15 protein-coding genes are annotated in these 20,290 nt (G+C 60.2%); 8 read left to right on the top strand and 7 right to left on the bottom strand.

All coding sequences use genetic code 11. From position 1 onward, the window contains the following. Positions 1 to 20: 20 nt before the first annotated feature. The 3 genes from WKF55_14135 to WKF55_14125 form a co-directional block, all read right to left on the bottom strand. Positions 21 to 2,798, bottom strand: a complete 2,778-nt coding sequence (locus WKF55_14135; protein MEJ7760720.1) for a TonB-dependent receptor plug domain-containing protein — start codon at positions 2,796 to 2,798, stop codon at positions 21 to 23. 237 nt (positions 2,799 to 3,035) lie between these two features. Next, complete coding sequence (locus WKF55_14130) at positions 3,036 to 4,367, bottom strand: ATP-binding protein (GenBank protein MEJ7760719.1); 1,332 nt, start codon at positions 4,365 to 4,367, stop codon at positions 3,036 to 3,038. Continuing rightward, the gene (locus WKF55_14125; GenBank protein MEJ7760718.1) at positions 4,364 to 5,080 is read right to left on the bottom strand and encodes a response regulator transcription factor; all 717 of its coding nucleotides are present in this window, start codon (positions 5,078 to 5,080) and stop codon (positions 4,364 to 4,366) included. Before WKF55_14125 ends, WKF55_14130 begins: the two co-directional genes overlap by 4 nt. Positions 5,081 to 5,229: 149 nt before the next feature. Here WKF55_14125 and WKF55_14120 point away from each other — a divergent pair, with 149 nt between their 5' ends. Genes WKF55_14120 through WKF55_14105 form a run of 4 tightly spaced genes read left to right on the top strand, consistent with a single transcriptional unit; the run spans position 5,230 to position 10,549 of the window. Then, positions 5,230 to 8,400, top strand: coding sequence for a 5'-nucleotidase C-terminal domain-containing protein (locus WKF55_14120; protein ID MEJ7760717.1), 3,171 nt, complete (start codon positions 5,230 to 5,232; stop codon positions 8,398 to 8,400). Beyond that, positions 8,397 to 8,624 carry a hypothetical protein gene (locus WKF55_14115; protein MEJ7760716.1) on the top strand — a complete coding sequence of 76 codons (228 nt, stop codon included), beginning with the start codon at positions 8,397 to 8,399 and terminating at the stop codon, positions 8,622 to 8,624. The genes WKF55_14120 and WKF55_14115 overlap by 4 nt, the downstream gene beginning before the upstream one ends. Before the next feature lie 51 nt (positions 8,625 to 8,675). Continuing rightward, positions 8,676 to 9,713 carry an adenosine deaminase gene (gene add, locus WKF55_14110; GenBank protein MEJ7760715.1) on the top strand — a complete coding sequence of 346 codons (1,038 nt, stop codon included), beginning with the start codon at positions 8,676 to 8,678 and terminating at the stop codon, positions 9,711 to 9,713. Further along, on the top strand, positions 9,710 to 10,549 hold the full coding sequence (locus tag WKF55_14105; protein MEJ7760714.1) for a purine-nucleoside phosphorylase: 840 nt from the start codon (positions 9,710 to 9,712) through the stop codon (positions 10,547 to 10,549). Before add ends, WKF55_14105 begins: the two co-directional genes overlap by 4 nt. Here the strand turns inward: WKF55_14105 and thiD are convergent. Continuing rightward, on the bottom strand, positions 10,501 to 11,319 hold the full coding sequence (gene thiD, locus WKF55_14100; protein ID MEJ7760713.1) for a bifunctional hydroxymethylpyrimidine kinase/phosphomethylpyrimidine kinase: 819 nt from the start codon (positions 11,317 to 11,319) through the stop codon (positions 10,501 to 10,503). The genes WKF55_14105 and thiD overlap by 49 nt on opposite strands. Before the next feature lie 61 nt (positions 11,320 to 11,380). Then, positions 11,381 to 12,187 (bottom strand): M48 family metallopeptidase, encoded by an 807-nt coding sequence (locus WKF55_14095; protein ID MEJ7760712.1) that lies wholly within the window; start codon positions 12,185 to 12,187, stop codon positions 11,381 to 11,383. A 75-nt stretch (positions 12,188 to 12,262) separates the two neighbouring features. Here WKF55_14095 and WKF55_14090 point away from each other — a divergent pair, with 75 nt between their 5' ends. The 3 genes from WKF55_14090 to WKF55_14080 are packed head-to-tail and all read left to right on the top strand — an operon-like array spanning position 12,263 to position 15,164. Further along, positions 12,263 to 13,021 carry an RNA methyltransferase gene (locus tag WKF55_14090; protein ID MEJ7760711.1) on the top strand — a complete coding sequence of 253 codons (759 nt, stop codon included), beginning with the start codon at positions 12,263 to 12,265 and terminating at the stop codon, positions 13,019 to 13,021. Beyond that, positions 13,021 to 13,842, top strand: a complete 822-nt coding sequence (locus WKF55_14085) for a prepilin peptidase (protein ID MEJ7760710.1) — start codon at positions 13,021 to 13,023, stop codon at positions 13,840 to 13,842. Before WKF55_14090 ends, WKF55_14085 begins: the two co-directional genes overlap by 1 nt. A gap of 11 nt (positions 13,843 to 13,853) precedes the next feature. Beyond that, positions 13,854 to 15,164 carry a hypothetical protein gene (locus WKF55_14080; GenBank protein ID MEJ7760709.1) on the top strand — a complete coding sequence of 437 codons (1,311 nt, stop codon included), beginning with the start codon at positions 13,854 to 13,856 and terminating at the stop codon, positions 15,162 to 15,164. A gap of 49 nt (positions 15,165 to 15,213) precedes the next feature. Here WKF55_14080 and WKF55_14075 read toward each other — a convergent pair whose 3' ends face one another. Continuing rightward, positions 15,214 to 16,173 (bottom strand): DUF445 family protein, encoded by a 960-nt coding sequence (locus WKF55_14075; GenBank protein MEJ7760708.1) that lies wholly within the window; start codon positions 16,171 to 16,173, stop codon positions 15,214 to 15,216. Positions 16,174 to 16,181: 8 nt separating this feature from the next. Continuing rightward, complete coding sequence (lon, locus tag WKF55_14070) at positions 16,182 to 18,665, bottom strand: endopeptidase La (GenBank protein MEJ7760707.1); 2,484 nt, start codon at positions 18,663 to 18,665, stop codon at positions 16,182 to 16,184. Between the two features lie 104 nt (positions 18,666 to 18,769). Here lon and ffh point away from each other — a divergent pair, with 104 nt between their 5' ends. After that, the gene (ffh, locus tag WKF55_14065; GenBank protein MEJ7760706.1) at positions 18,770 to 20,113 is read left to right on the top strand and encodes a signal recognition particle protein; all 1,344 of its coding nucleotides are present in this window, start codon (positions 18,770 to 18,772) and stop codon (positions 20,111 to 20,113) included. Positions 20,114 to 20,290 lie beyond the last annotated feature (177 nt).

Below are 20,290 nucleotides of genomic sequence, written 5' to 3'. Positions count from 1 at the left end.
TCCACGCGTCCGACGGGCTTTTACGGACGCCAGTTCAATCCGAGCGTGTAGACCCGCCCTGCCCGATACGATTCGCGAGTGACGGTACCTTGAGTCTGCAGATATTCCTGATCAAACAGATTGCGGGCGTCGAACTTTCCGGAGATTCTTGCGAATACCGGGAATCTCAGCGAGAAATCCAGCACACTCCGCGATTCCTCGTAGGTCACGGGAAGCGGACGCTGGCTGGCGCTCAGGATTCTGCGGCCAACCCGGTTGAACAGCAGCGTGCCGCTGATGGCGCTCCCTGGAGCAGCATACGAAACACCGGCATTGATCACGTACGGAGCCTGGCCGACCATCGCCCTGTCTTCCTTCGCGACCCGAGGATCATCACCAAGTCGCACTTCGCTGCGCATGAACGTCATGTTCGAGAACACGCTCAACGGAGCGAAGAACGATCCAAGCCTGTCGAGACCGGTGCGCGCTTCGAGCTCGACGCCCAGGTTGTCGGCGCCGTCGGCATTGATGAAGGTCACAATGCGAGTTCCCGATGTCGCGAGGAAAACCCGTTCGATCGGATCCTGAAAACGTTTCGCAAACACGCCTACGCTCAGAACCTCACCACTGCGCGGATACCACTCCCACCGCGCGTCGGCGTTACGAATCAGCGTCCGGCGCAACGCCGGGTTTCCGAGCACATTCTCTCCACCCAACACATCGCGATACTGCACTTCCGCAAGCTCCCGGTATTCCGGGCGAGCCAGAGTCTGCGTTGCGGACAGACGGAAGTTCTGGGACTCGGATACCCTGAAATTGAAGAGAAGGGAAGGAAGCACGTCGGTGTAAACCGGGTTGGTTCTTACTCTCTTGCCTACGGTTGGCTCCGCCGAAACAAGGGTGTAAGACCGCTCGACGCGCGCGCCGCTGACGATCTGCAACCTGTCGCTGGCCATCCACTCGATCATCCCGTAGCCGGCGCCCACCTCTTCGTTCGCGCCGTAGGATCCTCCCTGCGAAAGCGGAGCAATCCGGAAAACCGCATCGGAAGCTTCGGTGAATCGACCATCGAAGATCTGTTCAGCCGCGAGGCGTCTATCGTCCAGTCCGAGCGAACTCGCCTGAATGCTGTAGGCGCGATTCGTCGCCAGGCGGTCAGTATAGCGGAAGATTCCGCCAAACTTGAGCTGGCTCTGCCTTTCAGGTCTCCCGAACTGAAGCGCGTAGTCGCCACTGGTCGAATAGCTCTTTTCATTCAGATCGCCAAACGTACGGACTGCGGCCTCACTGGCATCAAGCCAGAAAGGAATCTGGCCAGCGCCCGGATCGACGCGTATGAATTCCGATCGGTCGGGCTCAGCCCGGTTGACCGCGGAGCCAGTGAATGACAGACTGAGCTTCTGCCGCGCTCCAAGCTGGCGTTCCGCGACGATCTGGCTCGAGGCAACCGTTCGCTCCACGAACCGAAGGCGGTCGATCAGCAGGCGCGAACCGAGATTCTCGCTGAACCCGTTCTCCCGGCGCGCTTCGTTGTCCGAGGTGCGGTTGTAAGTATTGTTCAGGCTGATGCGTGTGTTGCTGCCGAACATCAGGCTGCCGTTCATGATGCCACCCCAGAGAACGGTCGCTCTCCCCGTGGAACCCTCGAACCGATCGATCTCCCTGGTACCGTCGGTGGGCTCGGCATATGCGCGTACTTCGTTCTCACGCACCTCCTGATTGTTCGAATAGCTCAGTGCTGCGATGTAGCCTGCCTGTGCACTGCCAATTGCGCTGCTGCCGCCGGCTGTCACGCCGATGGACCTGTTTGGCGAAGGGCTCTCCGCCAGCGGCGACCATGCATTACGGAATGACGATACGAACGTGTTTACATCGGACTGACTTGGCTGCCGCTCGATTCTGCCTGCTGCAGCGATAACCGCGGGCAACCTGCGCTCGCTTCCGGCGAAGCCCAGCCATTCTCTTCCCACGGTCGGGGCCGAGAAAAGCGAACGGTTCGTAACAGCGTCGTTGTACCCCATCGACGAAGAAAACTGAATCTCTCCACGGGCCGGGAACTCCCGTGTTCTGATGTCGACCTGCGCGCCACTGAAGTCGCCAGGCTGATCGGCGGTGAAATTCTTGGAGGTCGTCACTGACTGAATGAGCGACGACGGAAACAGATCGAGCGGAACGACTTTTCGCTCGGGCTCCGGGCTCGGGATTCGGGCTCCATTCAGCGAAGTCGTCGTGTACCGCTCGCCGAGTCCACGGACGAAGACGTATTTGCCGTCCTGCACCGTGACACCGCTGACACGCTGCACTGCCTGCGCAGCATCGCTGTCCGGACTCTTTGCGATCTGTTCGCGCGTCACTGCACTGACCACGCCGACCGCAGTGCGCTGCTTGTCGAGCGCTTCGTTCACAGTGCCCCGCTCGCTCGATGCAGTGACAACCTGAGTGGTGAGCGAGACGGTGACAGGCTCGAGCGTGACGCTCTGTTCCAGCGTCTGACCCTGCGACAACACAAGTCCCGTGACCGTTTTTGGAGCAAACCCAAGGCGCCGCAGATGGAGCGTGACAGTGCCGGGGGTGACGCGATTGAGGGTGAACCGTCCCTCGAGGCCCGACGCTGTGCCAGCGGTGGTGCCTACAACCTGGATGCCGACGTCCGTCAGTCCTTCACCAGTGCGAGCATCAATTACGCGGCCGACAATGCGGCCGGAAGCCGCGGTGGCGTTTGGCGCAGGTGTCTGCGCTGCAACGGCCGAAAACGGAGTGACTGCTGCAATCGCCAGTGCTGCAGCGATAACGATCCGAGGACGCGCGATGGTATGCATGTCGCTCCTTCTGATAGAGGGCGGAGTTGAGTCGGGCAGATGCCGCGACGAACCGGGGAGTTTGTCTCTGCGGTGTGTCGGAATTCACCCGATTACTGCAACAGACCTGTAACGATTGGCCGATCGTTCAGAGAGTGCTGGCGTTGGGGCGCAGCGTCAGCATCGGCGTCGGCGTCGAGGGCGCGCCCGCACCGCCAGCTTGGTTGGACAAGGCCCATTTGCGGGCGGCTATACCGCTCAGGCCGCGTGCGGCCGGTCCGGGAAGAAAGCGGCTATGGTGGTGCCGTGGCCGATTGCACTCTCGGCACGTACACGTCCTCCGTGCGTTTCAACGAGGTGTTTCACAATCGCGAGTCCAAGCCCGGTCCCGCCACTGTCACGGGTGCGGCCCGCGTCAACGCGATAGAACCTTTCGAAAATTCTCGGCAAGTGCTCGGCGCCGATACCCGGCCCGCTGTCTCTTACGCCAATCCAGACGCCGCCGATTTCACGGTCTGCGAAAACTGTGACGTGCCCGAAGGACGTATGCCGCACGGCGTTCTCCAGCAGATTGGCGAGCACCTGACGGAGAGCGGTGATGTCTGCAATCAGCGATGACGCAGGTGCTGAAACTTCCACCTGCAGATTCAGGCCCTTTGCGTCTGCCGACGCCTGCACCGATGACAATGCGTCGGCGGCTACGGCGGCCACGTCCTGCTCGGACACTGAGGGTGTCCATCGCCCTGACTCCAGGCGCGAAAGATCGAGTAGATCATCGACGATTCGCTGCATGCGCTCAGTGTGCGTGTAGATCGTTTTCGCAAACTGCCGACGGCGCTCCAGGGGTAAATCATCATCCGCCAGCGTCTCCGCGAACCCCGCGATGACAGTCAGCGGAGTACGCAGCTCGTGAGAAACATTCGCCACGAAGTCGCGTCGTACCATCTCGAGCTGGCGTATTCGCGTGAGATCGAAAAACGCGAGTACCGCGCCGCCCCCTGTCAGTGGACGCGCTGTCAGCGAGAGCGTGTGCCCGCTAACGGCGAGCTCAAAAGGCTCAGTGGTCGCGCCCTGCAGCGCTGCCTGAATCGCGTACTGTAGCTCACGCACCCGCGGCAAACGGTCGACGCCGAAAGGCACGTCATCAGTGACTCGGAGAAGCGTTCGACCCGCCGAATTGATACGCAGGACCTGTTGTCGCTGGCCAATCGCCACCACACCTTCATTCAGTGATTCGATCAGCGCGGCCAGGAGCGATTCCTCAGCGTGCTGGGCCACCATCCTCGCGCTCAACTGTTCGGCCAGGCGATGTACGGCAGTAGCGAGTTCTCCAACCTCGCCTGGGGCCGACAGTGGCGGCCGCGATGTCTGATCGCCGAGCGCCAAAGCGCGCGCAACGCCAGCGAGCTCGTCGATCGGGCGGGTAATACTGACCGCAACTATCCGTCCAATCACAAGCACCAGCATACATGCAACGATCGCCGGAACGGCGAGTTCAGATAGGGGAGTGCCGAGTATCAGCCGTACGAGAAGAACTACCAGCGCGACAACGGCGACCGAGTGCATTTGCAGCCGGCCGGCGATTTTCATGGATCCCTGGACGAGCCGGGCTTGATGCGGTAACCGAAGCCACGCACGGTTTCGATGAGGTCACCTGCCGACCCAAGCTTGGTTCGCAGCCGCTGCACATGCATGTCCACCGTTCTCGTCTGAATGTCGGGCGCAGCATCCCACACCGACTGGAGCAAGTGCGACCGGGCCTGCACCCGTCCGCGTCTCTCGGCGAGCAGCAGCAGCAATTTGTACTCAGTCGGGGTCAACTCAACTTCGGCTCCCTCGACACTTACGCCATGGGCTGATCTGTTGATCGATATGGAGCCGATATTCACCACATCATCAGCTTCAGGCGTCGCACCCGTTCGCCGCAGAATGGCCTTCACTCTGAGGACCAGTTCGGCTGGACTGAACGGCTTGGTGAGATAGTCGTCGGCTCCGAGGGACAGACCGCGGACGCGGTCTGGCTCCTCGCGTCTGGCGGTGAGCATGAGCACGGCGACATGGCGGGTTGATTCGTCGTTACGCAGCGCAGTGAGAACGTCGAACCCCGACATGCCGGGAAGCATCAGGTCGAGGACAACGAGCGCCGGCCGCTCCCGGCGAGCCTGATCAAGCGCTTCAGATCCGCCGGTCGCAGTTACGACGCGGAAGCCTGACTTCGCGAGGTGGTACGCGACGAGGGCTACTATATCTGGTTCGTCGTCGACGACGAGCACCCGCTCGCCTGTCGCTGCGGGCTGTTCCATGTGCGTAAACTTGGCCGTCCCGCGTCGTATCAGTCAACGCCGACACTGTCACGGTCGTGTGACGAAAGCGTCCGCTGACGGCGCAGCAAACACTTCGCTAGCTTGAGAGTTCGCCTGCCCGACCGCCAATCCCAGCGACCTCAGGAACCATGAAAGCATTCGCCGTTCTTGCAGTGGCGTTCGTGTCAGCATCGTGCGCCGCTACCGTCCCGCCCGCTTCGAGCACCGGCGGATCTCGAGGAGGAGCGTCCGGGTTCGAACTGCTGGTTCTGAGCACCACCGATGTTCATGGCCACATTCGCGGCTGGGATTACTATGCGAACGCGCCCGCGGCGGGCAGAGGGCTCACCCGCGCCGCAACAGTGGTGGACTCTGTTCGGGCCTCAAACCCTGGTCGCGTGGTGCTGGTCGATGCGGGCGACCTGTTGCAAGGCAACCCCTTTGCCGACGTTTCGCGAAAGCAGTTCGCGGACTCCCTCAATCCGATAATCTCGGCGATGAATGCCATGCGGTATGACGCTGCCGCTATTGGAAATCATGAATACAACTATGGCGTTCCGTATCTGCAACGGGCAGTCGCGCAGGCGCGGTTCGCGTTGCTGTCGGCCAATACCTATCGGCCGAATGGGGCGCATGCTTTCCGCGCGTGGACGATTGTCGAGCGGCGTGGCGTCAAGATCGGCATCATCGGCGCCACCACTCCGGGAGTGATGGTCTGGGACGCGGAAAACGTCAAAGGCAGAATCACTGTGGGCGATATAGTGCCTGCAGTTCGCCAGGCGGTTCAGGGAGCCCGCGTTGCCGGAGCCGACATCATTATGGTGACAATGCACGCCGGGCTCGATGGCCCGTCGAGCTACGATACGGTGGCGTCTGGACTCCCAAGCGAAAACGTAGCGGGGCGGGTGGCAGCCGAAATTCCCGGAATCGATCTGATCGTCTACGGTCATTCACACCGTGAACAGAAGAATCTGAAAATCGGGTCGACACTTCTTGTGCAGCCGCGTAACTGGGCGATGAGTGTAGGCGTTGCACATCTGCAGCTTGCGCGCGAAGGAAATGGGTGGAAAGTCGCCTCGGCCCAAGGTGAAACGATACAATCGGCGGCCCGTGCCGAAAGTCAGACAGTCATCGACGTTTCGGCTGCCGCGCACAAGGCGACAGTCGCGTACGCCAACACTGTCATCGGATCTACGCGCGTGGCGTGGCGCGCAGACTCGTCGCGACTTCGTGACACCCCGCTTATCGATTTCATGCTGGAGGTCATGCGGAAGACAGCAGGCGCCGATCTGGCGTCGACGGCAGCCTTTTCCACCGATGCATCGCTCGACACCGGCTCTATCACGGTCGCCGAAATGGCGCGGCTTTACCCTTACGACAATACGCTCCGCGCCGTGCGCATAAACGGACAGCAGCTGCGTGATTATCTGGAGTTCAGCGCGAGATACTACAAAGGGGCTACTACTGGCCCGCAGGCTGTGCCCGTCCCCGACCCTGAGATTCCGGGATACAATTTCGATATCGTCTCCGGGGTGGACTACACCATCGACCTCGCGCGTCCGATTGGGTCCCGTATAACCACCTTGTCGATAAAAGGCAGGCCAGTGGCGCCGAGTGACAGTTTCACGATGGCGCTCAACAATTACAGGCAGACTGGCGGTGGCGGTTTCTCGATGCTGCGCGGGGCGGCCGTCGTATACGACAAGCAGCTGGAGATTCGCCAGCTGCTCATCGACGAAGTCACGAAGCAGCGCGATATGCGGCCGGCCATCTATTTCTCGCAGAACTGGTCGTTGATTTACCCGGGTGCCGCGCTGTCCCCGGCGGGCGGTGAATCCCAGGGCGGGCCGCTGCCGGCCGGCACTCCGCGATTGCGCGTCATTGCCACAAATGATTTTCACGGTGCGCTCGAGCCGCGCCCGGATGCAAATGGTGTCATGCGGGGTGGCGCTGCTTACGTTGCCGCTGTCATTAAGAAGACAATCGCCGAGTGCGCACCGGAATGTGAAACCCTCCTGCTCGACGGGGGCGACATGTTTCAGGGCACCCCGGCATCGAATTTCGCGTTTGGCCGTCCGGTGGTGGAGTACTACAACCGGCTGGGATACGCCGCTGCCGCGCTAGGCAACCACGAGTTCGACTGGGGCGTTGACTCGTTGCGAGCGCGGATGAAGGAGGCACGGTTCGCCATCCTGGGTGCGAACGTCAGATTCAAGGATGGTCGCGACGTACCGTGGATCCGCGACGATACCCTCGTGGTTCGTGGTGCACTGAAAATCGGTGTGATTGGCATCGCGACGCGCCTCACTCCGACAACAACCAGGGCGGCCAACGTCCTCAACCTCCGGTTCGACGATCCGGTTCCAGTCGTAAACGCGCGGGCACGGTCACTGCGCGAGCGGGGAGCGGATATGGTGATCGTCGTTGCGCACGACGGCGGGTTTTGCGCACCGGATGGGGTGGCACCGTGTCGCGGCGAGATCATTGACATTGCGGGCCGGCTCACCGAGAAAATTGACGCCATCGTCAGCGGTCACTCGCATAGCGTGATCGACGTGAACGTCAAAGGCGTTCCCATCGTGCAAGCCAGATCCAGCGGCCGCTCAATCGGCGTAATCGACATTCCGCTGCAGCGAGCGTCGGGGGCACTCGGGGCATATGGGGAGGTGAGAGACGTGGTAACGACAGGCACGATTCCGGAGCCTGGCATCGACTCGCTCGTCCGGCTTGCGTCGCGGCGCGTGGCTGCGCTCGTCAACCGGCCAATCGCCCGGTTTGCCTCGGGCCTGAGCCGGGAGGGCAGCCAGTATCCTCTTGGGAACATCATCGCCGACGCGCAACGATGGGCGGGAAAGGGCGACGTCGCGATCATGAACAACGGCGGTATCCGGGCCGGACTCCGCGACGGCATCGCAACGTACGGCTCCTTGTATGAAGTTCAGCCATTTGGAAATACCCTGTACCGACTCAGCATGCGCGGTTCGAATCTTCGCAGTTGCCTGGAACGGATAATGACGCGCGAGCAGCCGAGGGTGCATGTGAGCGGAATCACAATCGGATTCAATCCGGCGGGTGCAATTGGCCAGAAAATCGTATCGCTGGCGTTGCCGGCGGGTCGAACGCTGGCAGCCAACGCCGTCTACACTGTGATCGTCAACGACTTCATTGCAACAAGCACTGACGATCTGTGCTCCATGAAAGACGCGATTCGGTCGACGCCAATCGGCATCACTGATCTGGAGGCATTAACCGGTTATCTGGCAACTTTGCGTTCGCCAATACAACCGCCCGTCGAAGCGCGCATTGTCATCCGTCAATGACGGATTCGGGCATTCGCGTGTACGTCGATTCCGTTCCCTTCGATGTCCCGCCGGCAGCCACGGTAATCGATGCCGTCAGGGCTGCGAGCAACGATCTCGCGCAGGCAGTGATCGAGGGGACGCGAATGGTGACGGATAGCCGGGGCCTGCCAGTCGAACCGGACGTTGCACTCCACGGTGGCGCGATACTAAGGGTTGTTGCTGTTCGCATGAAGGACGCTTAACCGGCCTGTCCAGGTGGTTCAACTTTCGGCAGCGATGCGATATCATCGTGCATGCTGACATCCGAACTACTGCGACGCCTGCCAAAAGCGGAGCTTCACTGCCATCTCGACGGATCGGTACGACCGGCGACCCTCCTCGAGCTGGGCCGCGAATACGGCGTCAGAATGCCGCGCCAATCCGAGGAGGAATTGCGGGACTATATGCTCGTGAGCGATGCTCGCTCCCTCGAGGATTACCTGCAGAGATTCGAGGTGACAGTATCGGTGATGCAATCGGCCGAGGCGATCGAGCGCATTGCCTACGAGCTGGGTGAAGATGCCTGGAGAGACGGTGTCAGATACATCGAGGTTCGTAACGCGCCGATTCTCAACAGCCGCGGTGCGCTTTCGATTGACGAGGCACTGGAGGCACAGATCCGGGGCCTCCAGCGGGCGGAACGCGATTTCGGAATAGTCTGCCGTTCCATTGTGTGCTCGCTTCGCCAGCTGCCGCCTGCGACTTCGCTGGAGATGGCGCGTCTGGCGGTTTCATACAAAGACCGGGGTGTCGTTGCTTTCGATCTTGCCGGCGGCGAGGCAGGATTTCCGGCCGCCGCGCATGGCGCCGCGTTCGCATATGCAAGGGAGCATCATCTCGCCGTGACTGTGCATGCGGGCGAGGGCGACGGGGCCGACTCGGTGCGCGGCGCGGTGCACTCATGTGGCGCTCACCGTATTGGCCATGCAACCCGCCTCATTGAGGATGCCGAGCTGACACAATATGTGAACGACCGCCGGATCGGACTCGAGATCTGCCTGACGAGCAACGTTCAGACGCACGCAGCGTCATCGTACGAAACTCATCCACTGCGGGAATATTTCAACCGCGGATTGAACGTCGCCCTCAACACCGACAATCGCCTTATGAGCGGGACGACCCTTACCGACGAGTTTGCGTTTGCCGCGCGTCACCTCGATTTCACGCTGGATGAGCTCTCGACGTTGGCCCTGAACAGTTTCGAGAGCGCCTTCCTTCCGTGGGAGCAGCGAATGGAGCTGCTGGAATCCGTGTCTGCGGAGCTGATGTCGATGGCGGGTAACGAATCGTGACCAGGCGATACGGATTTGAGGCAGCCCGCGAGTCAGCGGATGCGATACGGGACCGCATTGGCCCAGCGGTACCCGAAATTGCGATCACACTTGGGTCTGGTCTTGGAGGACTCGCGGACCAGATCGAAAACTCCGTTCACATTCCGTTTGCGGAAATTCCAGGGTTCCCCAGTGCCACAGTGGTTGGCCATGCCGGAACACTGGTAGCGGGGACGCTCGCGGGAAGGCAGGTCGTCGCCCTTGCAGGACGGTTTCACATGTACGAGGGCCACGCGCCGCAGGTCGCTGCATTTCCCATACGAATGATGCATGCGCTTGGCGCCCGCACCTATTTCGCGTCGAACGCCGCCGGCGGAATCAGGCGCGACCTGGTTACGGGCGACCTGATGATCATCGAAGATCATCTTAATCTTGCGTGGAGCAATCCGCTGACTGGACACGTAGAGGACGGCGACGAGCGCTTTCCGGACATGAGTGCTCCCTACGACATGATGCTTCGCTCGGTGTTGCAATCCTGCGCGGATACGCTGGGTATCGTCGTCAAGGAGGGAGTGTATGCATGGCTCGCCGGCCCGTCATACGAAACCCGTGCGGAAGTGAGAATGCTCGAGCGGCTTGGGGCCGATGCGGTCGGCATGTCGACAGTGCCGGAGATCATCGTTGCGCGGGCGCTTGGCATGCGTGCGGTGGGCGTTAGCTGCATCGCCAACGCCGCATCGGGATTATCCGAGGGTCCTGTACTGCATTCGGACGTGCTTGAAGTAACAGCCCGCGCGGCGGAATGCTTTCAGGCGCTGGTGACGGCGTTCGTTGGGAGACTTCCGCCCGCGAAGTGATTGAGTGGGCCATTGCCGGCACCGAGCCCTGGCGCCGACGCGATCGCGGAGTGCACATAGTCAATTGCAACTCTGACTGAAGTCCTCAGCTCGGTGCCGCAGGCAAGCTGGGCGGCGACTGCAGCCGAAAGCGTACAACCCGTGCCGTGTGTGCTGGTGGTGGCAAGTCGTGCATGTGTGAAGACCTCGAAAGCACCGTCATAGAACACGTCGACCACTGATTCGTCGCGCGCAGACGCGATGTGCCCCCCCTTTACGAGAACGGCCTTGGCTCCCAGAAGAAAAATCGTTTCAGCGGCTCGGTGCATGTCGTCGGAGTTCTGAACGGGAAAGCCGGCGAGCACTGCTGCCTCATCCGAGTTCGGCGTTACCAGCGCGGCCAGGGGGAGCAACAGCGCCCGAATCGCCTCCGCGGTACCGCCGTCAGCGAGCAGGTCACCTGAAGTTGCGACCATCACCGGATCGAGCACGTAGGGGCCCATTTCATGCTCGCGGAGCGCGGCGGCGACCGCTCGCGCGATTCCCTCGTTGGCGAGCATGCCGCTTTTCACCGACCGTGGTCGGAGGTCAGTCGCAACCGCGTCAATCTGCGCCTTTACAAGGGATGGCTGGAGAGCTTCCCAATGCAAAACACCAGTTGTGTTCTGAGCTGTGATTGCTGTAACCGCCGACGTGCCGAACACTCCGAACCTATGGAAGGTCTTGAGATCAGCCTGGATTCCTGCGCCTCCTCCAGAATCGGAGCCTGCGACCGTCAACGCGACCTTCATATGCGAAAGATGCGCAGCGGAATTCCGCTGCGCATCTTCAAATCGAAATGAAGCGAACTACCTACCGCGTTCGCCGAGGGGCGGGTGACGGAGGCAGCGAGCGCAGCCGGGACTTGAAGCGATCATAGTTGGTCGTGTTCCGGTTGAGTCGGCTCAGCGTCGTGGCTGGGACCCGGCTGATGAGCGCCTGGGTACTGGCGATTCTGTCTTCCTCGAGCGGGTGGGTCGCAAACCATGACGCTACACCGCTGGGCCGGGTTCTTCGCTCGGCCAACAGTGTCTGGAACATCGTGACGATGCCCCTCGGATGGATTCCCGAGCGAACGACGGTGTTGACAGCGTCTACGTCGGCCTCCGCCTCGGCCTGACGTCCGAAGCGCGCAAATACCGCCCCGCCGGCGATGTTGATTCCCGCCTGCGCGATATCACTGTTGCATACACTGGTGAGAACGCAGGCAAGCGTCACACCGATATTTGCACCCTGTGCTTTTTCCATCTGCTCGACGCTATGCCGCTGCACCACGTGCCCGATTTCATGACCGAGCACTCCGGCCAGCTCGGACATCTCGGTGGTGCGTTCAATCAAACCACGATTGACGTAGATGAAACCGCCGGGAACGGCGAACGCATTGACCTCTCTGCTGTCAACGATGTAAAAGCGCCAGTCAAGGTCCGCGCGGCTCGTGGTTCGTGCCAGTTGGTCGCCAAGGACATTGATGTAGCGGTTCAGCTCCGGATCGCTCACTATCGGCAGCTGAGAATTGATCTGCCTTGCGTAATCAGTGCCGAGCTCAACTTCCTGCTGCTGGGAAATGCCACACGCCGAGATTGACAGAGTCAGCGCAGACAACACAAAAATTCGTCTCATTTATAGCTCCGCGGTAAATTGCTTCCCAGAGGGAAAAGCAAGTCCTATTCCATGCCCGTTGAACTGGGGTTCTGCGTGAGATTGCTGACACTCGCTCGTGACCTTCGGCGCCGAAAATCAAGGGAGCGCCAGTCCCTTTTTGTAGCTGAGGGAGTTCGCTCGGTAGAGGAACTCCTCTCGTCTTCGGTAAGTATCCTTGGCGTTCTGACCGCCCCGCAACTGAAAGACGCGCCGCGCGGCACTGAGCTTCTACAACTTCTCGCCGAACGAAACGTCATCATCACGCCCGTGAACGATGCGGAGTTTCGTTCTGCCGCCGAAACCGAGTCCCCGCAGGGAATTCTGGCAGTCGCCGAAATACCGACATACAGTCTCGAGACGCTGGCAACCAGTACCGAATTTCGCATTTTGCTGCTCGATGGTCTGCAGGATCCCGGAAACGTCGGCACCGTTCTGCGCACCGCCGCCGCCTTCTCTTTCGATGCGACCATCGCTTTACCTGGTACCGTCGATATCTGGAACGCCAAAGTCGTCCGTAGCGCGATGGGGTCTCTCTTCCGTCATCCCGCATTTCATGATACCGCGGAGAATGTATTTACGTTCCTTGCTGAGCATGGAGCGGAGACATGGGGAGCCGATACCACGGGCGCCCCAACAGGCGACCATGCCATTCCCGGTCGTCTGGCGCTCGCAGTCGGAAACGAGGGCGCAGGTCTGTCGTCTTACGTGTGTAACCGTGTCGACCGTCTCGTGTCGATCGACATCTCCAAGTCAGTGGAATCCCTGAACGTCGCTGTCGCTACCGGCATTTTCCTTTATCAGCTCAGGAAATAATGGATACCCTCTGGGCGATCTACAGTTTTGTGGTTGGAGCATGTTTCGGTTCCTTTCTGAACGTCTGCATCTCGCGGTGGCCGGACGATCTGTCGGTAGTCTCACCCCGCTCCCGCTGCCCGAAATGCGAGCGCCAGATAACGGCATTCGAGAATATTCCGCTCATCAGCTGGCTTGCCCTGAGAGGTCGTTGCCGGGGTTGCGCCAGCCCGATTTCGTTCCAGTATCCGCTGGTTGAGTTGACCGCTGGTTTGATATGGCTGGCGTGCTACATGAATTACGGGCTCACATTCACCGCCCTCCGCGTCGCGATGCTGGCGACAGTTCTTCTCGGCATCGCAATCACGGATGCAAAGCGTTACCTCATTCCCGACGGCTTCACGGTATTTGGTCTCGCGTGGGTGATGTTGACGGCCGTGATCGCGCTGTTTGTCGGCGATGCACCACCTTTCGCCGGCCTGTACAGTGCGTTCATCGGCGCGTGCGTCGGAGCTGGCGCGATTGCGATAGCGGGGTGGATAGGTGAAGTAACCTTGGGAAAGGAAGCGATGGGGTTCGGCGACGTCACCTTGATGGCTGTAGTCGGCGGCGCGGTGGGACCAGACCGTGCACTCATCACGGTATTCATCGGCGCCCTGCTCGGAGCGCTAATCTTTCTCGGTATTGTCTACCCGATTGCGTGGCTTCGAGCGAAAAGGACGGAAGCCGAGTTCTCTGCTCCACTGGTTCCATTTGGGGTGTTTCTTGCGCCTGCCGCAATGATCGCGTTGCTTTGGGGCGACTCACTCATCTCGACCTACGCACGCTATTCAGGCCTCTAGGCACAGTATATATGCAAACGCACCTGAAGTCCGTCGCGCACGTTTCAAAGGCGTGCCTTCGCAGGATGGGATCGACGGTTTTTTCCCTGCTGGCCGGCGCCGGAGTGCTGACGTCATGCGCCGACAAGCCGGTAGAGTATTCCGGACCATTCGGCAGGCAGGTCGCGGAAGCAGTTCCGAAAATAGAAGGTGCGGTAGGGCTTAAGTTCAAGGCTCCCCCGCGCGTGGAGCAGCGGTCGAAGGCCCAGGTGCGGGAGTTCGTTACGCGTCAGGTGACCGATCCGCGGGCGGCACGCGAGCTTGCGGGAATCACCGCTGTGTACAAGCGGCTGGGGATGATTCCCGATTCCTTGAACATGCAGAAGTTCCTCGTGGATCTGCTCGAGGAACAGATCGTGGGATACTATGATCCCAAGACCAAGGTGCTTTACATCGTCAGCGACGCACCGAAGGAGGCTGTGGGGATTACGATCACCCACGAACTCGTGCATGCGCTGCAGGACCAGTACATCAGCCTGGACTCGACGCAGAAGGTGGAAGGGCAGAACGATCGCCAATCAGCGGCGCAGGCAGTGTTCGAGGGACAGGCCGTCTACGAACAGGTCGCCGCAATGCTTGGCGGAACCAATGTGGCGATCAACCTGCCTGGAGGGTGGGACCGCATACGCGACATGATTCGTGAGAACCAGAGCTCGATGCCTGTGTTTGCCGCAGCGCCTGTCGTCATCCAGGAGACACTGATCTTTCCATATCTGAGTGGCGCCGAATTTGTCCGTAACTTCAAGGAGCGAAACACGGGTCAGTCAGTGTACCAGGACATGCCGGCGTCGACAGAGCAGATACTTCATCCAAGCGCGTTCTTCGGAAAGCGAGATGCGCCCACTGCTGTCACGCTGCCCCCGCTGGCAGGTGGATCGCCGGTTTACCAGAATAGTCTTGGAGAGTTTGAAACGCGCCTGCTCCTGTTCCAGCATCTCAAGGATCAGAACGAGGCCGTGCGCGGGGCGACGGGCTGGGATGGTGACCGCTACATACTTTTCGACACGAACGGCGGACAGGGAATAGCGTGGGTGACGGTGTGGGATTCTCCCGCGGAAGCCTCGGAATTCTTTGATCTGATCGGACAGGGGGTGGACCGGCGATTTGGCACAAAGACGCCAGCAATTAGCGGCGCAGTCAAAAAGCAATACGCTGCTCCCGGACGCTCGATAGAGATTACGACCGACCAAATTGGTGGACGACCGTTGGTTCTCTATGTTGACGTTCCGGCCGGGACGAACAGCGCCGTGATCGACCTGAATGCATTGAAGCTGCAACAGTAGCGGTCTCAGCCCGGGCAGGTGCTACACTATCAGCGACGCGGGCCAGGCTTCAAAGCCCAATGAGCTTGGACAGGAAGAAAGTGCAAACGCCAACTACTGCTCCAAGCGCATAACCGATAGTGATAATGAGCTTGAGCTCATTGTCGATTACCGAGCGCAGGATGTCTTCCACACGATCAGTGCTGAAGGCCATGACCTTCCGCTCGACCATTGCCTGAACGTCGAGGCGCTCGACGAGGGAAGGCAGTTGAGCGTGCATCCACTCCCAGATCATGGGCGCGCTCGAATGCGCAAGCCGCCTGCCCGCTTCGGGATCGTTGGTCAATGCTACATCGCCGATGATTTCGGCGATTGGTTTCTGAAGATACGCCAGCAACGCATCGTGAATGGTGCGGCTGATCTCTTCCCGAATGATCGGATCATCCAGCAAAACGACGAGCTGTTCGACGCCGTCGGTTTCAATCGAGTCGAGTGCCGCCTCGAACTTCCGTTCCGACATCATCAGCTTGGCAAGCACTTTCTCATGGAACTTCAGATCTTCGACGAACCGGTTGAACAGACCGTGCAGTGCCCCCCGCAGCTTGATTCTGGTATTGGGCTGCCCGAGAAATGAACCCAGTTTTCCCATCGCGGTGGGAAGATATGAACCCATCGCACCTTCCATGGCGGTCACGACTCCGGGCGGTACCTTGTCGATCAGCGGCTCACGCGATGCGATGATCTCGTTAATCACCTCTTCCAGCTTCATTTCGAATGCGGCCCGCAACTCAGGCCTGCCGAGCTCGCTTTGTAAATCTCCCGGCGTCAGGAGCCGTTCGCCGACAGTACGTCCCAGGCTGCGAGCCATTCGCGCCTGATTCTTCGGGATTGCCCCCTGTAATCCGAACCGTTTTTTCTTGGGGTTGAAGAGCATCCAGACCGCGACCGTGTCCGTCACGCCGCCGGCAATCGTGCCGATGAACACGTGCACCGCGAGTTGTACCCACGCGTTCTCCATGCTGAAATCCATACGCGCTTCTACGCCCTTCTCGTGGAGCTCGTTTCGTTTTTCTCCCGGGCAGACAGAGTATCACGGATTGCCAGCCTTTTCCGTTTCCCCGGTCCCGTTGCCGGCGGCGAATCGGCGGGAAGTGGTGCTGAGCCTTTCAACAGCATGAGATGGAGCACCTCGTCCATGCTGGACACGAAGGTGAACGCCATCGCTGCTTTCACTTCCTCAGGGATTTCGCGCAAGTCTTTCTCGTTGTGTGCCGGCATGATGACCTGTCTCAGGCCGGCGCGGTAAGCCGCAAGAATCTTTTCCTTCACGCCGCCAATTTCCAGCACTCTGCCCCGCAGCGTCACCTCCCCGGTCAGTGCAACGTCGCGTCGCACGGGCCGTCGGCTAAGGACACTTGCGATTGCGAGCGTGATCGCCGCGCCAGCGCTCGGACCATCCTTCTGGATGGCGCCGGCAGGGAAGTGCACATGCAAATCAGTGTTCTTGAAAGTCTCGGCGGGAATTTCCAGCAGATCGCCCCGCGACCTTACATACGAATGGGCCGCGTCGACTGACTCCCGCATCACGGCGCCAAGTTGTCCTGTCACGGTGAGTTTTCCCGTGCCGGCCATTCTCAGCGCTTCGATCGACATCAGGTCTCCCCCAGTCGCTGTCCACGCAAGGCCCGTCACTGCGCCCACCTCTGGCTCCTGTTCCGCCGCTTCGAGTGTGTAACGCGGATTCCCGAGGACGTCAGTGACACGCTGAACGTCGACCACCCATGCACCTTCCTCGCCCTCTGCTTTCCGGCGGGCGCGCCGGCGGAGTATCGAAGCGATGTCGCGCTCGAAGTTCCGAAGCCCGGCCTCGCGTGAGTACCGGCTGGAAATGTGAATCAGGATCTCGTCCGTGAACTGGATGTCCTTGTCCGTAATCCCGTGCTCCAGAAGAAGCCGCGGCAGAACGTATCGCCACGCAATCTCCACCTTCTCCTCGACTGTGTAGCCGGAGATGTTGATGATCTCCATCCGGTCGCGAAGCGGAGCCGGGATGTCGAAGACGTTGTTTGCGGTGCAGATAAACAGCACGTGGGACAGATCAAATGGCACGTTCAGATAGTGGTCGACGAAATTGTCGTTCTGCGAAGGGTCGAGAACCTCGAGCATCGCCGCCGTCGGATTTCCCGATGATCCACCGCCGCTCATTTTGTCGATTTCATCGATCATGAAAACGGGATCGTTCACGGCCACGCGGCGGAGGGCCTGAATCAGCAATCCAGGCATCGCGCCCACGTAAGTGCGTCGATGTCCGCGGATTTCTGCCTCGTCTCGCACACCGCCAACCGATATTCGATAGAACTCACGCCCGATGGCGGTGGCGATCGCTTCACCCAGCGAAGTCTTACCGGTGCCCGGCGGGCCCGCGAAACAGAGGATGGGGCCGTGAGGATCGTTGCCCCGGAGTTTCCGAACGGCGAGGAACTCGATAATCCGCTCTTTCGCTTCGTTCAGCCCGTAGTGCCGGTTGTCGAGCGACTTCTCCACCGTTGCAAGCTCGATCTCGATATTGCCCGATTGAGCAACCCAGGGAAGCGTGAGCAACCAGTCGAGATAAGTGCGAATTACCTGGTACTCGCTGGATGCCGGAGACAACATCCGCAGGCGTTCACTTTCGCGTTTTGCTTCCTGAGCGGCACGTTCCGGGAGTTTTGCCAGGGCGATCTTTTTCAGCGTCTCGACTGCTTCCTTTTCACCAGGGTCAGCTTCGCCAAGCTCGGACTGGATCGCCCGCAGCTGCTGGCGCAGATAGAACTCGCGCTCGTGCTGTTCGATCTGGATTTCAGTATGTCGCTTGACGTCCTCGACGACATGGGCACGACCTACCTCGCGCTCCAGTCGCCCCAGCAGGAATTTCAATCGTTCGCCGGTGTCGAGCCGCTGCACGATTTCGTCCTTGTCCGCGATCTTGAAGTTCATGTTCGTCGCGGCGAGATCTGCAAAGCGGCCGGGGTCGGACACATTCATGCGCAGAATCGCCGGCACCTCGTCTGGAATCCGGTCCACCAGCATCGCGAGGGTCTCGGCAGCAGTGATTACGCGGGCAACCAGCTCATCGAGTTCGTTGGCAGCGGGCGGGGTTTCGAGCGCAGCGTGCGCGCTGGCGACAGGATACGGTTCAACCTGAGTGATCTCATCGATCACAATCCGCCGCAAACCCTGCAGCGTGATCTGGACGGTGTCGCCCGGGAGGTTGATTCGCTCGTGAACGCGCGCCGCTACGCCTACGCGGCCCTTGAACGATTCAAGGTTGATCGGGTCATCATGATCGCCTTTGAAGACAACCAGCGCGACGATAAGACCAGCGCCTTCGTTGCTCCGAAGGAGTGCAAGATTCTCGGGTGCGCCCATCTGAACCGCAATCGTGCCGAGCGGATAGACAATCGTCGAGCGAAGTGCCATGAGCGGGAGCTGCGGGGGGATGTCGGACTTGAGAATGTCGTCTTTGCGCTGCGGCTTGATCATTGTCCAACTTAAGGCGCGCGTGCCCGGCGAGCCATTCTGAGGAGTGCCGGCCAAAGTGCCGGGTGAGTTGATTGGATGACACCCGGCCGGTAAGTTAGAAGGCTATGTTCGAGGACCTGAGCGAAAAGCTCGAAGCCACATTTGCCCGTCTACGCGGGCGCGGAACTCTGAGTGAATCCGATATCAAGGAGGGCCTCCGCGAAGTGCGGCGTGTGCTGCTCGAAGCGGATGTCAATTTTCAGCTCACCCGCGAGTTTCTCGAGCGCGTTGAAAAGAAAGCCGTCGGAGTAACCGCGCTCAGCGCGGTTTCCCCGGCACAGCAGCTGGTCAAGATTGTTCACGAAGAGCTGGCGACCATGTTGGGCGAGCGGCGTGAAGGTCTGAAGCTCAGCTCGGTTCCGCCAACTGTTGTGATGATGGTTGGGCTGCAGGGTTCGGGCAAGACCACGACGGCGGCCAAACTTGCGCGCAGACTGCTTGCCGAGGGCCGGGCGACTCGGCTCGTAGCGGCCGATGTCTACCGTCCGGCCGCTATCGACCAGCTCGAGACCCTTGGCGCGCAACTGGGTGTGCCGGTGTACGCCGACCGCACGACGCAGGACGTGGTCCGAATTGCACGCGCCGGCATAGAGCAGGCGAAGCGCGATCGCGACCGCGTGGTGATCGTCGATACTGCCGGCCGCCTCCAGATCGACGAAGAGATGATGGACGAGCTGAGGCGTCTCAAGGATGCCATCCGCCCGACAGAGATCATGCTCGTCGCTGACGGCATGACAGGGCAGGAAGCGGTGAAAATTGCGCAGGGCTTTGACGAAGCGCTGAATGTCACCGGCGTCATACTCACGAAAATGGACGGCGATGCGCGTGGCGGCGCGGCATTGTCCATTTATGGAGTATTGAAGAAGCCGATCAAGTATATCGGCGTTGGCGAAAAGCCCGATGCGCTCGAAGAGTTTCATCCGGACCGGATGGCCGGCCGGATTCTTCAGATGGGCGATGTGGTTTCACTGGTCGAGAAAGCGCAGGCAGCGTTCGACGAGACCGAAGCCAGACGCCTCGAAAAGAAAGTCAAGAAAGAGGGCATGGATCTGACAGATTTTCTGCAGGCCATGCGCCAGATCGAAAAAATGGGCCCGCTCGAAGGCGTATTGAAGATGCTGCCGGGCGTCAACAGCAAGATGCTGAGCCAGGCCAATATGGATCCAAAACGAATGAAGCACGTCGAAGCGATCGTGCTCTCGATGACCCCCGGGGAACGCAGGGATCCGGCGATAATCAACGGCTCGCGCCGGGCACGGATTGCGCGTGGTTGTGGCCGGTCAATCAGCGAAGTGAATCGTCTGCTCGAGCAGTTCCGCGAGATGCAGAAGATGATGAAGAAAATGTCGCAAGGTGGGGGTGGCCGGAAAGGAATGCCGTCGATGCCCGGCATGTTCGGAATGCGGTAGCGACTGCCGCGGGCGTCACGGGTGCGTGCCGGAATCACCGGCAGCGCGATGAGCCCGGAAGAAGCAGATCATTCAGCAAGGGAGTAACACCGATGGTAAGAATTCGTCTCCGCCGCGTAGGGCGGAAAAAGTCACCTGTCTACCGTATTATCGTCGCAGACTCGCAGAGTCCGCGCG

Source organism: Gemmatimonadaceae bacterium (assembly GCA_037721215.1).
In the GTDB taxonomy this organism is placed as follows: domain Bacteria; phylum Gemmatimonadota; class Gemmatimonadetes; order Gemmatimonadales; family Gemmatimonadaceae; genus UBA4720.
This window is presented reverse-complemented; position numbering and strand designations above follow the sequence as displayed.

What these genes read in the sequence shown, in the direction of transcription:
- WKF55_14135 (MEJ7760720.1), bottom strand. Translation starts at nt 2,798, where the DNA reads ATGCATACCATCGCGCGTCCTCGGATCGTTATCGCTGCAGCACTGGCG.
- WKF55_14115 (MEJ7760716.1), top strand. Translation starts at nt 8,397, where the DNA reads ATGACGGATTCGGGCATTCGCGTGTACGTCGATTCCGTTCCCTTCGAT.
- WKF55_14130 (MEJ7760719.1), bottom strand. Translation starts at nt 4,367, where the DNA reads ATGAAAATCGCCGGCCGGCTGCAAATGCACTCGGTCGCCGTTGTCGCG.
- WKF55_14080 (MEJ7760709.1), top strand. Translation starts at nt 13,854, where the DNA reads ATGCAAACGCACCTGAAGTCCGTCGCGCACGTTTCAAAGGCGTGCCTT.
- thiD (MEJ7760713.1), bottom strand. Translation starts at nt 11,319, where the DNA reads ATGAAGGTCGCGTTGACGGTCGCAGGCTCCGATTCTGGAGGAGGCGCA.
- ffh (MEJ7760706.1), top strand. Translation starts at nt 18,770, where the DNA reads ATGTTCGAGGACCTGAGCGAAAAGCTCGAAGCCACATTTGCCCGTCTA.
- WKF55_14120 (MEJ7760717.1), top strand. Translation starts at nt 5,230, where the DNA reads ATGAAAGCATTCGCCGTTCTTGCAGTGGCGTTCGTGTCAGCATCGTGC.
- WKF55_14095 (MEJ7760712.1), bottom strand. Translation starts at nt 12,187, where the DNA reads ATGAGACGAATTTTTGTGTTGTCTGCGCTGACTCTGTCAATCTCGGCG.
- lon (MEJ7760707.1), bottom strand. Translation starts at nt 18,665, where the DNA reads ATGATCAAGCCGCAGCGCAAAGACGACATTCTCAAGTCCGACATCCCC.
- WKF55_14125 (MEJ7760718.1), bottom strand. Translation starts at nt 5,080, where the DNA reads ATGGAACAGCCCGCAGCGACAGGCGAGCGGGTGCTCGTCGTCGACGAC.
- add (MEJ7760715.1), top strand. Translation starts at nt 8,676, where the DNA reads ATGCTGACATCCGAACTACTGCGACGCCTGCCAAAAGCGGAGCTTCAC.
- WKF55_14075 (MEJ7760708.1), bottom strand. Translation starts at nt 16,173, where the DNA reads ATGGATTTCAGCATGGAGAACGCGTGGGTACAACTCGCGGTGCACGTG.
- WKF55_14085 (MEJ7760710.1), top strand. Translation starts at nt 13,021, where the DNA reads ATGGATACCCTCTGGGCGATCTACAGTTTTGTGGTTGGAGCATGTTTC.